The organism is Streptomyces cellostaticus, from assembly GCF_001513965.1.
In the GTDB taxonomy this organism is placed as follows: domain Bacteria; phylum Actinomycetota; class Actinomycetes; order Streptomycetales; family Streptomycetaceae; genus Streptomyces; species Streptomyces cellostaticus.
The window spans coordinates 110,011-122,947 of record NZ_KQ948036.1 but is presented as its reverse complement, the minus strand read 5'-3'; the positions used below and the strand labels follow the sequence as shown (position 1 = coordinate 122,947).

15 protein-coding genes and 1 pseudogene are annotated in these 12,937 nt (G+C 72.1%); 9 read left to right on the top strand and 7 right to left on the bottom strand.

The window, feature by feature from the left end; translation table 11 throughout:
• Nucleotides 1–121: 121 nt before the first annotated feature.
• Both AQI88_RS31930 and AQI88_RS31925 read left to right on the top strand, forming a co-directional pair.
• Nucleotides 122–1,708 (top strand): alkaline phosphatase D family protein, encoded by a 1,587-nt coding sequence (locus AQI88_RS31930; protein WP_067005802.1) that lies wholly within the window; start codon nt 122–124, stop codon nt 1,706–1,708.
• 165 nt (nt 1,709–1,873) lie between these two features.
• Nucleotides 1,874–3,310, top strand: a complete 1,437-nt coding sequence (locus AQI88_RS31925; protein WP_067005800.1) for a GNAT family N-acetyltransferase — start codon at nt 1,874–1,876, stop codon at nt 3,308–3,310.
• Nucleotides 3,311–3,372: 62 nt separating this feature from the next.
• Here AQI88_RS31925 and AQI88_RS43840 read toward each other — a convergent pair.
• Nucleotides 3,373–3,594: pseudogene (locus tag AQI88_RS43840) on the bottom strand (PLP-dependent transferase); the annotation flags it as partial.
• Between AQI88_RS43840 and AQI88_RS31920 the strand changes: the two are divergent.
• Nucleotides 3,553–3,981: an Lrp/AsnC family transcriptional regulator gene (locus tag AQI88_RS31920; protein ID WP_067005798.1), complete on the top strand. Its 429-nt coding sequence runs from the start codon at nt 3,553–3,555 to the stop codon at nt 3,979–3,981. The pseudogene AQI88_RS43840 and the gene AQI88_RS31920 sit on opposite strands and share 42 nt — an antisense overlap.
• A 57-nt stretch (nt 3,982–4,038) precedes the next feature.
• Nucleotides 4,039–5,730, top strand: coding sequence for a DUF885 domain-containing protein (locus tag AQI88_RS31915; protein WP_067005797.1), 1,692 nt, complete (start codon nt 4,039–4,041; stop codon nt 5,728–5,730).
• A 13-nt stretch (nt 5,731–5,743) separates the two neighbouring features.
• Here AQI88_RS31915 and AQI88_RS31910 read toward each other — a convergent pair whose 3' ends face one another.
• Nucleotides 5,744–6,409: an SDR family oxidoreductase gene (locus AQI88_RS31910; protein ID WP_067005795.1), complete on the bottom strand. Its 666-nt coding sequence runs from the start codon at nt 6,407–6,409 to the stop codon at nt 5,744–5,746.
• A gap of 188 nt (nt 6,410–6,597) precedes the next feature.
• Between AQI88_RS31910 and AQI88_RS31905 the strand changes: the two genes are divergently transcribed.
• The 4 genes from AQI88_RS31905 to AQI88_RS31890 all read left to right on the top strand — a co-directional run bounded on the left by AQI88_RS31905 (nt 6,598) and on the right by AQI88_RS31890 (nt 10,374).
• Nucleotides 6,598–7,275: a hypothetical protein gene (locus AQI88_RS31905; protein ID WP_067005793.1), complete on the top strand. Its 678-nt coding sequence runs from the start codon at nt 6,598–6,600 to the stop codon at nt 7,273–7,275.
• Nucleotides 7,276–7,429: 154 nt separating this feature from the next.
• Nucleotides 7,430–7,672: a ferredoxin gene (locus tag AQI88_RS31900; protein ID WP_067005791.1), complete on the top strand. Its 243-nt coding sequence runs from the start codon at nt 7,430–7,432 to the stop codon at nt 7,670–7,672.
• Complete coding sequence (locus AQI88_RS31895) at nt 7,662–9,050, top strand: NAD(P)/FAD-dependent oxidoreductase (RefSeq protein ID WP_067005789.1); 1,389 nt, start codon at nt 7,662–7,664, stop codon at nt 9,048–9,050. The genes AQI88_RS31900 and AQI88_RS31895 overlap by 11 nt, the downstream gene beginning before the upstream one ends.
• A gap of 91 nt (nt 9,051–9,141) precedes the next feature.
• The gene (locus AQI88_RS31890; protein WP_067005788.1) at nt 9,142–10,374 is read left to right on the top strand and encodes a cytochrome P450; all 1,233 of its coding nucleotides are present in this window, start codon (nt 9,142–9,144) and stop codon (nt 10,372–10,374) included.
• Between the two features lie 54 nt (nt 10,375–10,428).
• On the opposite strand, the gene AQI88_RS31885 is transcribed toward AQI88_RS31890, so the two are convergent.
• Entirely contained in the window at nt 10,429–10,944 is a 516-nt protein-coding gene (locus tag AQI88_RS31885) for an immunity 21 family protein (protein ID WP_067005786.1), read from the bottom strand.
• Nucleotides 10,945–10,968: 24 nt separating this feature from the next.
• A complete protein-coding gene (locus AQI88_RS31880; protein ID WP_067005784.1) occupies nt 10,969–11,442 on the bottom strand; it encodes a rhodanese-like domain-containing protein in 474 nt (157 codons plus the stop codon).
• Nucleotides 11,443–11,536: 94 nt separating this feature from the next.
• On the opposite strand from AQI88_RS31880, the gene AQI88_RS31875 reads away from it, so the two are divergent.
• The gene (locus tag AQI88_RS31875) at nt 11,537–11,983 is read left to right on the top strand and encodes an Lrp/AsnC family transcriptional regulator (RefSeq protein WP_067005782.1); all 447 of its coding nucleotides are present in this window, start codon (nt 11,537–11,539) and stop codon (nt 11,981–11,983) included.
• 45 nt (nt 11,984–12,028) lie between these two features.
• On the opposite strand, the gene AQI88_RS48630 is transcribed toward AQI88_RS31875, so the two are convergent.
• The 3 genes from AQI88_RS48630 to AQI88_RS47980 form a co-directional block, all read right to left on the bottom strand.
• The gene (locus AQI88_RS48630; protein WP_279616588.1) at nt 12,029–12,160 is read right to left on the bottom strand and encodes a hypothetical protein; all 132 of its coding nucleotides are present in this window, start codon (nt 12,158–12,160) and stop codon (nt 12,029–12,031) included.
• An 18-nt stretch (nt 12,161–12,178) separates the two neighbouring features.
• The gene (locus AQI88_RS47985) at nt 12,179–12,520 is read right to left on the bottom strand and encodes an oxygenase MpaB family protein (protein WP_279616589.1); all 342 of its coding nucleotides are present in this window, start codon (nt 12,518–12,520) and stop codon (nt 12,179–12,181) included.
• 117 nt (nt 12,521–12,637) lie between these two features.
• Nucleotides 12,638–12,895 (bottom strand): hypothetical protein, encoded by a 258-nt coding sequence (locus AQI88_RS47980; protein ID WP_244184424.1) that lies wholly within the window; start codon nt 12,893–12,895, stop codon nt 12,638–12,640.
• Nucleotides 12,896–12,937 lie beyond the last annotated feature (42 nt).

The window sequence follows — 12,937 nt, the reverse complement described above, 5'->3', positions numbered from 1 at the left end:
TGTCCGGATTCCACCGGCGGCCCGGCGGCCCGTTGTTCACTTGCGGTTTGCGTGCGCGCCGCAGCACACCAGTAGGTGTGGCTCTGCACACTGGCCGGATCCCGTCCCTGGAGGCACAGCCATGTCCCACCGTCCGTTTCCCGGCCGCCGCAGCGTGCTGCGCGGCTCCCTCGCCGCGTCGGCGGCCCTGACCCTGCCGGCCGGCCTCGGCGCGGCACCGGCGTTCGCCCTCTCCGGGCGCCCCACGGCGGGCTGGGGCGTGCAGACGGGCGACGTGACCGCCGACTCGGGCCTGGTGTGGGTGCGTTCGGACCGGCCGGCCCGGATGATCGTGGAGACCTCGGCCACCGAGTCGTTCCGCAACCCGCACAGATGGCACGGCCCGCTGCTGGGCGCCGACACGGACTTCACCGGCACCACCCGGCTGCACGGCCTGCCCTCCGGCGAGCAGATCCACTACCGCGTGCTCCTCGCGGACCCGGACGACCCGCGCCGCACCGGCGAGCCCGTGACCGGCACCTTCCGCACCGCCTCCCGGCACCGCCGCGACGGCGTGCGGTTCCTGTGGTCGGGCGACCTGGCCGGCCAGGGCTGGGGCATCAACCCCGACCGCGGCGGCTACCGGATCTACGACGCGATGGCGAAGCTGGACCCGGACTTCTTCCTGTGCAGCGGCGACAACATCTACGCCGACGGCCCGATCTCCGCCACCCAGGCCCTGCCGGACGGCAGCACCTGGCGGAACATCACCACCGAGGAGAAGGCGAAGGTCGCCGAGACCCTCGCCGAGTACCGGGGCAACTTCCGCTACAACCTGCTCGACGAGAACCTCAGGCGGTTCAACGCCCAGGTGCCGTCCGTCATCCAGTGGGACGACCACGAGGTCCGCAACAACTGGTATCCGGGCGAGGTCATCGCCTCCACCGACACCCGGTACACCGAGAAGAGCATCGACGTGCTGGCGGCGCGTGCCCGGCGGGCGTTCAGCGAGTACTTCCCGGTCTCCACGCTGCGTCCGGGTGCGCAGGAGGGCCGGGTCTACCGCGTGCTGCGCCAGGGTCCGCTGCTGGACGTGTTCGTGCTGGACATGCGCACCTACCGCAACGCCAACTCGCCCGACGACCAGACGGTGGACCCGCAGGGCATCCTCGGCCGTGAGCAGCTGGAGTGGCTCAAGCGGGAGCTGTCCCGGTCGCGTGCGGTGTGGAAGGTGATAGCCGCCGACATGCCGCTCGGCCTCGTGGTGCCCGACCCGATGGAGAACAAGCCGGACTTCGAGGCGGTGGCGCAGGGCGACCCGGGCGCCCCGCTGGGCCGTGAGCTGCAGATCGCCGAGCTGCTGCGCTTCATCAAGCACCGTCGGATCACCGGCACGCTGTGGCTGACGGCGGACGTGCACCACACCTCGGCCCAGCACTACCAGCCCTCGCGGGCGGCGTTCACCGACTTCGAGCCGTTCTGGGAGTTCGTCTCCGGGCCGCTGAACGCCGGTGCGTTCCCGGCCAACGCGCTGGACGGCACCTTCGGTCCGGAGCGGGTGTTCGTGAAGGCGCCGACCGCCTCGAACGTCTCGCCCGCCGGCGGCTACCAGTTCTTCGGTGAGGTCGACATCGACGGCGGCAGCGGCGAACTGACGGTACGGCTGCGCGAGCAGGACGGCACGGTGCTGTTCACGCAGAGGCTGCAGCCGGGCCGGGTCGGCCAGTAAGGCAACGCGGGGCCGCCGGACCCCGCACGCCGAAGCCGTGCCAGCTCCCACCTCTCAACGGTAGAAAATGCAACAAAAGGGACGGAAGCATGCTTTACCCATCGGTCACAAATCGTTCGTGATCACGCAACACCGTTCCTTCACAGTGGCTGCATGACTCCAGACATGTCTCATGCAACCCGGGCGAAGCACGGTCGGCCCGTCCACCACTGGCGGCGGGACCTCGTCGAACTCGCCGCCCTGTTCACGGCCGTCGCGGTGGCGGACGCGGTGGCGAACCTGATCGGGCACGGGCCCGACGGTCCGGCGCTGCTGGTGATCTCGGCGATCGTGCTGGCCGCGACGGCAGGGTTCCACACCTGGTGGGCACGGCGCCACGGCCACGCACCGCCCGCCGAGGATACCGGTGCCCGGCCGGCCGCACAGTCGCGGTCGGCCGGGCTCTCGCCGGAACCGGACGCGTCGGCGCAGGACGTGGCCGGGGCGAGCGCGCTGTGGCGGATGCGGACGACGGTGAAGGACGAGCCCGGTTCGCTGGCCGCACTGTGCACAGCGCTGGCCGGACGGCGGGTCGACATCCTGAGCCTGCAGACGCACCCGCTGGCCGACGGCACGGTGGACGAGTTCCTGCTGCGGGCGCCGGAGGCGCTCACGGCGGCCGAGATCACCCGGGCGGTCTCGCTGGCCGGCGGCTCGTCCACCTGGATCGAGCGGGCCGACGCCCACGACCTGGTGGACGCCCCCACCCGGGTCCTCGGTCTCGCGGCGCGCACCGCGCTGGACGCGGCCGAACTCCCCCTGGCGCTGCGCCAGTTGCTGGGCCGGTGCACGATCCGCTCGCTGCCCGCCGCACCGGTGGGCGGGGGCCGCGGACCGGAGCCCGTGCCGGTCGAGGGGGTCCTCGAGGACACCGTCATGCGGCTGCGGGCACCGGAGGGCGGTGTGCTCACGGTGGAGCGGCCGTATCTGCCGTTCACCCCGACCGAGTTCGCGCGGGCCAGGGCCCTGGTGGAGCTGGACAGCCGACTCGGTCCGCGGATCCCGCGCAGCCAGGACGTGCTGACGCTGCCCGAGGGCAACGACATGACCGTGCGCCGGGTGGACACCGGCGACCTGGCGGCGGCCAGGGCGATGCACGAGCGGTGCTCGCAGCGCACCCTCGGCATGCGATACCACGGGCCGGTCGGCGACGCCGACCGCTATCTGAACCATCTGCTCAGCCCCCGCTTCGGGCGGACGCTGGCCGCGCAGACCGCCTCCGGCCGCATCGTCGGCCTCGGGCATCTGCTGTGGGACGGCGACGAGACCGAGGTCGCGCTGCTGATCGAGGACGAGTGGCAGCGGCGGGGCGTCGGCGCCGAGCTCCTCGGCCGCCTGGTGGCGATGGCGGTGGAGGCGGACTGCGCGAGCGTGTACGCCGTGACCCAGGCCTCCAACACCGGGATGGTCGCGGCGATGCGCGGTCTCGGGCTGCCCCTGGACTACCAGATCGAGGAGGGCACCCTGGTCATCACGGCCAGGCTGGACACCGCCCCGGCCACCGCCCGCCCGCCGTACGGCGGCGGCCAGGAGCGGCTCGGCCGAGCGACCCGCTGCGACTGAGGTCCCCGCACGGACGACGGCCCGGCCCCCCGCACCGGGCCGTCGTCCGTGGCCGGTGCCCGTCAGCCCGCGCTCTCCCGGAGCGTTGCCGCCTCGTGCAGCCGTACGGGCGTCCGGGTCCGCTCCCCCAGGGCCTGGTCCAGGTCCATCCACAGGTCGTCGACGTCCTCCAGGCCCACCGACAGCCGCAGCAGCCGGTCGCTCACCCCGGCGCCGCGCCGGTCGTCGGCGTCGACGATCCGGTGGCTGATGGACGCGGGGTGCTGGATGAGGGTGTCGCCGCTCAGGTGGGGGTCGCGCCGTCGACCTGTCTGGACCGGATAACCCGGCTGCGCCGCTCGGGCGTGATCCTCGGCCACCAGCTGCGACTGGATCCGACCAAGCTCGGACGCGGCCTGGAAGCCCTGCTGTCGGTGCAGGTCAGACCGCACCGGCGGGAACTGGTCGGGCCATTCGTGGAGCGGATCCGCGCGCTGCCGGAGTCGCGGAGCGTGTTCCATCTGACCGGTCCGGACGACTACCTGGTGCATGTGGCCGTGGCGGACATGGCCGATCTGCAACGGCTGGTGCTGGACGAGTTCACCTCACAGCGGGAAGTGGCCCGGGTGGAGACCCGGCTGATCTTCCAGCAGTGGGACTGCGGACCCCTGCTGCCTCCGGCCACGCCCTGAGCTGAATCCGTAATACATGGGTGACGCAGAGATACTCCCCGTATGAGGATGGGCGGCATGTCTGAGACCAAGAGCCTGCTGCCCCGCCAGGTCGCCGACGCCTACGTCGACGATCTCATCGCCCTCGACCCGGTCACCGGTACCTACCTCGGTGTGCAGGAGAGTTCCAGCAGGCTGCCCGACTACTCACCCGCCGGCCAGGAGGCCCTCGCGGAGCTGGCGCGAGCGACCCTCGCAAGGCTCGACGAGGCCGAGCGCCTGCCCGGTGCGGACAGTGATGCGGAGCGCCGCTGCGGACGGCTGCTGCGCGAGCGGCTGACCGCCGAGCTTGCCGTGCACGAGACCGACGAGCACCTGCGCGCGGTCGGCAACATGAGCACGCCCGGCCACTCGGTGCGGGACATCTTCACGGTGACGCCGACCGAGACGGAGGAGGACTGGGCGGCGATCGCCGAGCGGCTGCGCGCCGTGCCGGCCGCGCTCGCGGGCTACCGGGAGTCCCTGGCGCTCGGTCTGGAGCGCAAGCTGTACGCGGCGCCGCGGCCGACCGCGACCTTCATCGAGCAGCTCACCGAGTGGTCCGACACCGACGGCAAGGGCCGCGGCTGGTACGAGGACTTCGCCGCCGCCGGTCCGGACGCGCTGCGCGCGGAGCTGGACGAGGCAGCCCGCGCGGCGACCGGCGCCGTGGTGGAGCTGCGGGACTGGATGCGGGACGTGTACGCGCCGGCGCTCGAGGGCGCCCCGAACACGGTGGGCCGCGAGCGGTACGCGCGCTGGGCCCGCTACTTCAACGGCACCGACCTGGACCTGGACGAGGCGTACGCGTACGGCTGGTCGGAGTTCCACCGCATCCTCGGTGAGATGAAGCAGGAGGCGGAGAAGATCCTGCCCGGCGCCCAGACGCCGTGGGTCGCGCTCGCGCACCTGGACGAGCACGGCCGGCACATCGAGGGTGTCGACGAGGTCCGGGAGTGGCTGCAGGGCCTGATGGACCGGGCCATCGCGGATCTGGACGGCACGCACTTCGAACTCGCCGAGCGGGTGCGGAAGGTGGAGTCCCGTATCGCCCCGCCCGGCGGCGCCGCGGCCCCGTACTACACGGCCCCGTCGGAGGACTTCTCGCGTCCCGGCCGGACCTGGCTGCCGACCATGGGGCAGACGCGGTTCCCGGTCTACGACCTGGTGTCGACCTGGTACCACGAGGGCGTGCCCGGGCACCATCTCCAGCTCGCGCAGTGGGCGCACGTGGCCAAGGACCTCTCCCGCTACCAGGCCACGGTCGGCGGGGTGAGCGCGAACGCGGAGGGCTGGGCGCTGTACGCGGAGCGCCTGATGGACGAGCTGGGCTACCTCACCGACCCCGAGGAGCGGCTCGGCTACCTGGACGCGCAGATGATGCGGGCGGCCCGGGTGATCGTCGACATCGGCATGCACCTGGAGCTGGAGATCCCGGCGGACTCGCCGTTCCACCCCGGTGAGCGCTGGACGCCGGAGCTGGCGCAGGAGTTCTTCGGCGCGCACAGCAGCCGGCCTGCGGACTTCGTGGAGAGCGAGCTGACCCGATACCTGACGATTCCGGGCCAGGCGATCGGCTACAAGCTCGGCGAGCGGGCGTGGCTGCTGGGCCGGGAGAACGCCCGCAAGCGGCACGGTGACGCCTTCGACCTGAAGGCCTGGCACATGGCGGCTCTGTCGCAGGGCTCGCTGGGCCTGGACGACCTGGTGGACGAGCTGTCCCAGCTCTGACCTCGCCGGGGTCTCAACGCCCAAAGCCGCCCTCGGAGTTGACGACCTCACCGGTGACCCAGCCCGCCTCGTCCGTGGCCAGCCACGCGATGAGCCGGGCCGGGTCGTCCGGCACACCCCAGCGTCCGGCGGGGAACCGGGCGGCCACGGCCGTGTGGTCCTCGCCGGTGCCGTAACCGGTGTCCACGGGACCGGGATTGACGGTGTTCACGGTGATGCCGTGCTCCGCGAGGGCGGTGGCCAGGGAGCGGGTGATCGAGGCGAGGGCGCCCTTCTGCAGGGCGTAGGCGATCTCGCCGGGCATCCCGCCCCCGATGTCCTGCCCGGAGGTCATCATCACCACGCGCCCGCCGGGAGAACCCTCCGTCAACCGGGCGCGCGAGCGGACGTACGCCTGGACGAGCAACAGCACCGAGCGGGTGTCCACCGCCCAGTGGGCGTCCAGCATCGCGGCGTCGATCTCGTCCAGGGGGCCGTCGGATCCGCTGAGGGCATGGTTGGCGACGAGGATGTCGAGCCGGCCGAACTCCCCTACGACGGCCTCGATCAGCCGGGCCGGTCCCACCGGGTCGGACAGATCACCGGGTCCCGAGGCGACCCGCGCCTCAGGATCACCGAGCACCTCACGCACGCGGTCGGCCGACGGCCGGGCGTCAGGCCCCCCTCGGAGGCCGGGCACCGGGACCCTGACCGACCGGCCGGTTACGGAAGGGGCGCGGGGCGTAGGCCATGTCGCCGCCAGGGATCCCGTGTGGCGCCGCCCGCCCCGAACATGCCGCTCGGCCGTACGGCCGTCTCCCGGTGGCGTGGGGGGTGGGGAGGCGGCTTGCTGGTGTGCGGGGGCGATGCGGAGGAGGCGGGCCGGGCATGCAGGGAAAGGGGCCGGGGCAGGAGGCGTTGGAGACCCCGCGGGCCGCCGGGCTGGCCGGAGTCGTCTTCGCGCTGCTGCTGGCCGCGGCGATCGTGCTGATCCGGCTGGGGATTCCCGAAGGGGCCGACGCGGTGACCGCTCAGGGGTTCACGGACTCCGGGCGGCGCAGCGCGGTGCAGACCGCTCTCGCACTCGTGCCGTTCGCCGGCATCTTCTTCCTGTGGTTCGTCGGTGCCGTACGCGCCCACGTCGGGGCGGTCGAGGACAAGTTCCTCGCCACCGTCCTGCTCGGCAGCGGCCTCGTCTTCACCGCCACGATGTTCGGGGCCGCAGCGGCGGCCGGCGCCGTACTCGCGGTCGCGCACCCCTCCGGTTCCACGCCCGGCCTGTCCGCCTGGGACTTCGGCCGCCATTTCGCGTACACGCTGATGACGGGGTACGCGATGCGGATGGCGGCCGTCTTCGTGTGCTCCATGTCGGTGATCGGACACCGCCTCGGCGTACTGCCGCGCTGGCTGACGATGCTGGGCTTTCTCACCGCCCTCACGCTGCTGTTCGTCTCGTCGAACGTCCCCTGGGCGGAACTGGTCTTCCCCGCCTGGTCGCTGGTGCTGAGTGTCCACATCCTCGTGGTGAACGGTCGTGGCAGGTCGCGCGCCGCGGCATCCGCATGAGAAGGGCCGGCCCTCACCCGAACGGCATGCCCCCGCGCGCGAGGCCCCGTCGCCGCTCCCATGCTGGCGAGCGGGACATGACCGCCGTCCGTAGGCGCCCGCGCGGCACGCGGCGGTGCGCACCGGACCTGGCCACCGGAAGGGCGGAGCGTCGATGAGGCTCGTCGTCGATCTCAACAAGTGTCAGGGGTACGCGCAGTGCGCGTTCCTCGCGCCCGACGTCTTCGCCATGCACGGCGAGGAGTCGCTGGTCTACAACCCGCGGGCGGAGGAGGAACAGCGGGAGCGGCTGGCGCGGGCCGTCGCCGCCTGCCCGGTGCAGGCGATCACGGCCGACGGGCTGGACGGCGCGGGTGACGGTGCCGCATCCGGCCGGGAGGCCTCCGATGGTCGCTGACTACGTGGACTGGCTCCGGCGCGAAGGCCGGATCGTGATCGTGGGCGCCTCGCTGGCCGGCCTGCGGGCCGCCGAGACCCTGCGCGCCGAGGGCTTCGCCGGTGAACTGACCCTGATCGGTGACGAGCCGTACGAGCCGTACGACCGCCCGCCGCTGTCCAAGGGTGTCCTGCTGGGCAAGGCGTCGCCGCACCACACCGAGCTGCCCCACCGCCGGGAGATCGACGCGAAGTGGCGGCTCGGTGTCGCGGCGACCGGACTCGACCTGACGGCCAAGCGGGTGCGGCTCGCCGACGGCGACGAGGTGGCGTACGACCGGCTGCTCATCGCGACCGGGGTCCGCGCCCGGCCCTGGCCGAAGGAGACGGAGGCGCGGCTGGACGGCGTCTTCCTGCTGCGCACCCGCGACGACGCGGCCGGGCTGTACCAGCGGCTGAAGGCCGGGCCCCGCCGGGTGTTCATCATCGGCGCCGGATTCGCCGGTTCCGAGGTCGCCTCGGCCTGCCGGGAGATGGGCCTCCAGGTCACCGTGGCGGAGCGGGCCGGCGCCCCGCTGGTGGGCGCCCTCGGCGGGGTCGTCGGCGCGGTCGCCGCCGACCTGCAGACCGAGAACGGCGTGGATCTGCGCACCCGGGTCACGGTGACCGCGCTGGAGGGTGACCCGGTCGGCAGGGTGCGGGCCGTCCATCTGTCCGACGAGAGTGTCGTCGAGGCGGACGTGGTGGTCGTCTCGCTGGGCTCGCAGCGCAACACCGAGTGGCTGACCGGGTCGGGGCTCGGCGCGGGACCCCGTGGCATCGCCTGCGACGCGGGCTGCCGGGCCTTCGACTTCCGGGGCATCGTCACCGACGACGTCTTCGTCGCGGGTGACGTCGCACGGTCCCCGCACGCGCTGTTCGGCTACCAGTTCCTCTCGCTGGAGCACTGGGGCAACGCCGTCGCCCAGGCCGAGATCGCCGCGCACAACATGATCAGCCCCAGCAGCGAACGCCGGCCGCACCTGTGGGTGCCCGCCTTCTGGTCGTCCATGTTCGGCGTGAACATCAAGTCGGTCGGCGTCCCGCCCATGGGCGAGGAGCTGATGATCACGCAGGGCTCGCTCGCCGAGCGCCGGTTCGTCGGCGTCTACGGCTTCCAGGGCCGCGTCATCGCCGCCGTGAGCTTCGACAGCACCCGGTGGCTGGAGTTCTACCAGCGGGAGATCGAGCGGGGTGCGCCGTTCCCGGTGGAGTACCTGACGGTGGACCGCCGTCCCGAGGGCCGCAAACCCGTCCCGGCCGACTTCCCCGACCCGTCCCTGCCGACCCATGGCCCGACCGTGACCCTCAGCGGCTACTCACCGACCGAGCGGCAACTGGTCTTCACCCCGGCCCACTGACCGGCACCGAGCCACCGCCCACGCGGCGGAGCCGCATATCGACGCAGCACCCCACGGAACCCCACGGACCTTCACGCCCCAAGGACCCCTCATGACGCACGCCTCGCTCCTGGGCCAGATCACCGACTACGCGAATCGCGCCAACCCGTATCCGCTGTACGAGGAGCTCCGCAAGACGCCGGTGCTGCATGAGGAGGGCGGTCCGTACGTCATCAGTTCGTACTGGGACATCAAGAACCTGCTCCACGACCCGCGGATCAGCTCCGACGCCGCCAACCTGGCCGCCGCGGGCGACGACGAGCTGTCCGAGCCGGAGCAGACCGGACTGCCGCCGAGCTTCATCCGGCTCGACCCGCCGGAGCACGACCGGCTGCGGCGGATCGCCAACAGCTCCTTCGGCCCGCCGCACCGGCCCACTCGGATCGACTCGATGCGCGGCGAACTCGGGCAGATCGTCACCGGCCTGATCGACGGCTTCGGGGACACCCGGCAGATCGATCTGGTCGACCAGTTCGCCTATCCCTTCCCGGTCACGGTCATCTGCCGGCTGCTCGGCGTCCCACGCGAGGACGAGCCGCGCTTCCGCGCCTGGGTCGACCCGATCGTCGCCGGCCTGGACCCGGACACACGCACCGGCGCCGACAGCGTGTTCAAGCAGACCGCGCAGGATGCACGGATGCAGCTCGGCATGTACCTGGCCGGGCTGGTCGAGGAGCGCACCAAGGAGCCCCGCGAGGACATGCTGTCCGACCTGGTGACCAGCCACGGTCCGGACGGCGCCATGACGACGATGGAGGTGCTCGCCACCTCGGTGCTGCTGCTCATCGCGGGCCACGAGACGACGGTCAACCTGATCACCAACGGCATGCTCACACTGCTGCGCCACCCGGAGTACCTGCACCGGCTGCGCGAGGACCCCGGCCTGTCCGTCAGGATCGTCGAGGAACTGCTGCGCTACGAACCGCCGGTGCAGCTCGTGCCGCAGCGCACCTGCATCGCGGACATCACCGTACGCGGCGTCACCATCCCCAAGGGCTCGCGGATCTGGCTCGTGCTCGCCGCGGGCAACCGGGACCCGGAGCGGTTCGAGGACCCGGACCGCTTCGACCCGGACCGCGGCGACATCCAGCACCTCGGCCTCGGCAGCGGCATCCACAGCTGCTTCGGCGCTCCGCTGGCCCGGCTGGAGGCCCAGATCGCGCTGTCCGAACTGGCCCGGCGGCTCGACAACCCCCGCCTGGTCGAGGACCCGCCGCCCTACCGGCAGAACGCGGTGCTGCGCGGCCCGCGCCATCTGAACATCGCCTTCGACGGCCTGCACTGACTTCCCCCACGCCCGGACAAAGCTCGCGCGGGGGCACCCCCTTCGGCGGCCCGGTCAGTCGGCGAGGCGTCTGAGCTGGACCAGGCCGACCCAGGTCTCCGGTCCCGGCCGGGCGTACGCGGCGCGCACCGCGTACGGGCCCGGTTCCAGCGGGACGCGCAGATGTTCCTCGCCCTCGGCCGCGCCGCCCGGCCAGGCCGAGTCGAACAGCACCACCGGGCCGGGCACGTTCCAGCGGATCTCGTGGGCCCACACGGCCGCGTCGAGTGCGGCGGGGATCTTGGCCAGCAGTTCGTCCTCGGAGTTCGCGGCGGACCAGCGCACGAAGGTGCCGTGGTCGGGCAGGTAGGAGGTGGAGGCGGGTTCGTCGCCGAAGACGAGGGCCGCGCTGTCGCCCACCGGGAGCAGGCCGACGTAGCCGTCGACCTCGCACGCGCGGTCGTAGTCCGTGTCGAGTTCCTCGCTGTCGGCGCCCGCCCAGAACGGCAGCACCGTCTCCGGCACCGCTATCAGCGGGCCGCCGCCCGACTCCACCCACTCCAGCGCGCCTGGATCCGCGTATCGAGCCATGGGCAGAACCTACACGGGCAGGCGTCAGCAGCCGCACTCGCCTTCCACGGGTGCGGTCAGCGGATCGGCGTCCCGGCGCGCCGGACCCTGCCAGGTCTCGTACGCGAAGCCTTCCCGGGCCCAGTACTCGAAGCCGCCGAGCATCTCCTTGACCTGGTAGCCGAGTTCGGCCAGGGCGAGGGCGGCGCGGGTGGCGCCGTTGCAGCCGGGGCCCCAGCAGTACGTCACCACCGGCACGGACCTGTCGAGGAGTTGCCCGGCCTGCTCGGGGATGAGCGCGGTCGGCAGGTGGATCGCGCCGGGGATGTGCCCCTGGTCCCAGGACTCGGTGGACCGGGAGTCGACCACGACGAAGCCGGGGTCGCCCTCGGCCGCGAGCGCGGCGGCCACGTCGGAGACGTCGGCGTGGAAGGCGAGGCTCGCCCGGAAGTAGGCGGCGGCCTCGGCGGGAGCGGCGGGCGAGACGCGCAGGACGGGGTTCACGGTGTCGGTGATCATGACTGAAAATCTATGACCTCCGACCGGCTCCTTGAAGGGGAGATCCCCCGGGTTCCTCTTGATCGGCCGTGGATTTCCCTGCTATCCATCCAGGGTGACCGCGTATTCCCCGGACGCCACCGACTGGCGCATCCTCGACGTCCTCCAGCGGGACGGCCGCGCCAGCTACGCCGAGCTGGCGCGCGCCGTCGCCATGTCGCCGAGCGCGGTGACCGAGCGGGTGCGCCGCCTGGAGGAGGCGGGCGTCATCCAGGGGTATGCGGCGGTCGTCGACCCCGAACGCCTCGGCCTGCCGATCCTCGCGTTCGTGCGCCTGAGGTACCCGAACGGCAACTACAAGCCGTTCCACGACCTGGTGGCCGCGACCCCGGAGATCCTCGAGGCCCACCACGTGACCGGCGACGACTGCTTCGTCATCAAGGTCACCGCGCGGTCCATGTCCCATCTGGAAGAGGTCTCGGGGAAGATCGGCTCGCTGGGCTCGGTGACCACCAGCGTGGTGTACTCCTCACCCCTGCCCCGACGCCCGCTGGGCCACTGACCACCTCCGGCTGGGCGTGCCGTCGTGGGTCCGGGCGAGTTGCTCTCAGGACGGCTGAGGCTCGGTCAGTCCGGTGGGAACCTGCCACTCGTAGCGACGGCCCCGGTCGGTCAGCCGGAGGCCGTTCTTGAAGACGACCAGACCCAGCTCGCTCGCCGCCCTCGCCGCAAGGGGCACCGTGTCGCCCGTCTTTCCCTAGCCGAAGTTCAGCACGGACCCGGCCTGGAGCGCCGCCTTGGTGAAGTCCGCCGACGGGACCTTGACGAGGTCGGAGGCCTGGTCACCGATCAGGTGCCGGATCAGGGTCGGACCGGCTCCGGCGAAGGCCGGTCCGGGAAGTACGTCACGGATGAAGTCGAGCACGCCCTTGGTCAGGGCGATGCCGGCCTGCGAGGACTTCTGTCGGCGCCTGAGGATGGTGCCGAAGAGTTCCGCGCCGTCGTCGAAGGAAGCCGGGTTGAGCCGGTCGTCGACCCCCAGGACGTGCCCGACGACCCGCCAGACGTGGAAGAAGGCGTCGCGGTCCTCGGGCGGCAGGTCGACGCCCAGCTGACGTGGTACCGCATGGTGGCGTGCTGCAGGCGGATCTTCTGTGCCGAGCGGAGCCCGCGGCCCTGGGGTCCCAGACGCCCCATAGGGTGCGACCGCGCTCGATCAGCTCCTCGTCGGCCCACTCGGGCAGTACGGAGGTCTGCTCGAAGTACCGCTGGAGCCGAGGCGGCAGGCCGGCGGGCAGCGCGTCGCTGTTCCTGCCGAACCCGAGCAGCGCCTGCCCACCTCTTCCTGTTTCCCCAGCTCGTACGTCTCGGCGATCGCGGCGTCGCCCACCGGGTCACCGGTCTGCCGCATCTGCTCCAGCATCTCGTCCGTCCACACACCGGCGGGCATGTCGGCCTCCTCGAAGTAGGTCATGAGCGCCCACATCTACGAGCCGAACGGGACTCCGACGGGAAT

Coding starts and splice junctions, on each gene's coding strand:
- AQI88_RS31930 (WP_067005802.1), top strand. CDS start 122: ATGTCCCACCGTCCGTTTCCCGGCCGCCGCAGCGTGCTGCGCGGCTCC.
- AQI88_RS31925 (WP_067005800.1), top strand. CDS start 1,874: ATGTCTCATGCAACCCGGGCGAAGCACGGTCGGCCCGTCCACCACTGG.
- AQI88_RS31915 (WP_067005797.1), top strand. CDS start 4,039: ATGTCTGAGACCAAGAGCCTGCTGCCCCGCCAGGTCGCCGACGCCTAC.
- AQI88_RS31905 (WP_067005793.1), top strand. CDS start 6,598: ATGCAGGGAAAGGGGCCGGGGCAGGAGGCGTTGGAGACCCCGCGGGCC.
- AQI88_RS31900 (WP_067005791.1), top strand. CDS start 7,430: ATGAGGCTCGTCGTCGATCTCAACAAGTGTCAGGGGTACGCGCAGTGC.
- AQI88_RS31895 (WP_067005789.1), top strand. CDS start 7,662: ATGGTCGCTGACTACGTGGACTGGCTCCGGCGCGAAGGCCGGATCGTG.
- AQI88_RS31890 (WP_067005788.1), top strand. CDS start 9,142: ATGACGCACGCCTCGCTCCTGGGCCAGATCACCGACTACGCGAATCGC.
- AQI88_RS31885 (WP_067005786.1), bottom strand. CDS start 10,944: ATGGCTCGATACGCGGATCCAGGCGCGCTGGAGTGGGTGGAGTCGGGC.
- AQI88_RS31880 (WP_067005784.1), bottom strand. CDS start 11,442: ATGATCACCGACACCGTGAACCCCGTCCTGCGCGTCTCGCCCGCCGCT.
- AQI88_RS47980 (WP_244184424.1), bottom strand. CDS start 12,895: ATGACCTACTTCGAGGAGGCCGACATGCCCGCCGGTGTGTGGACGGAC.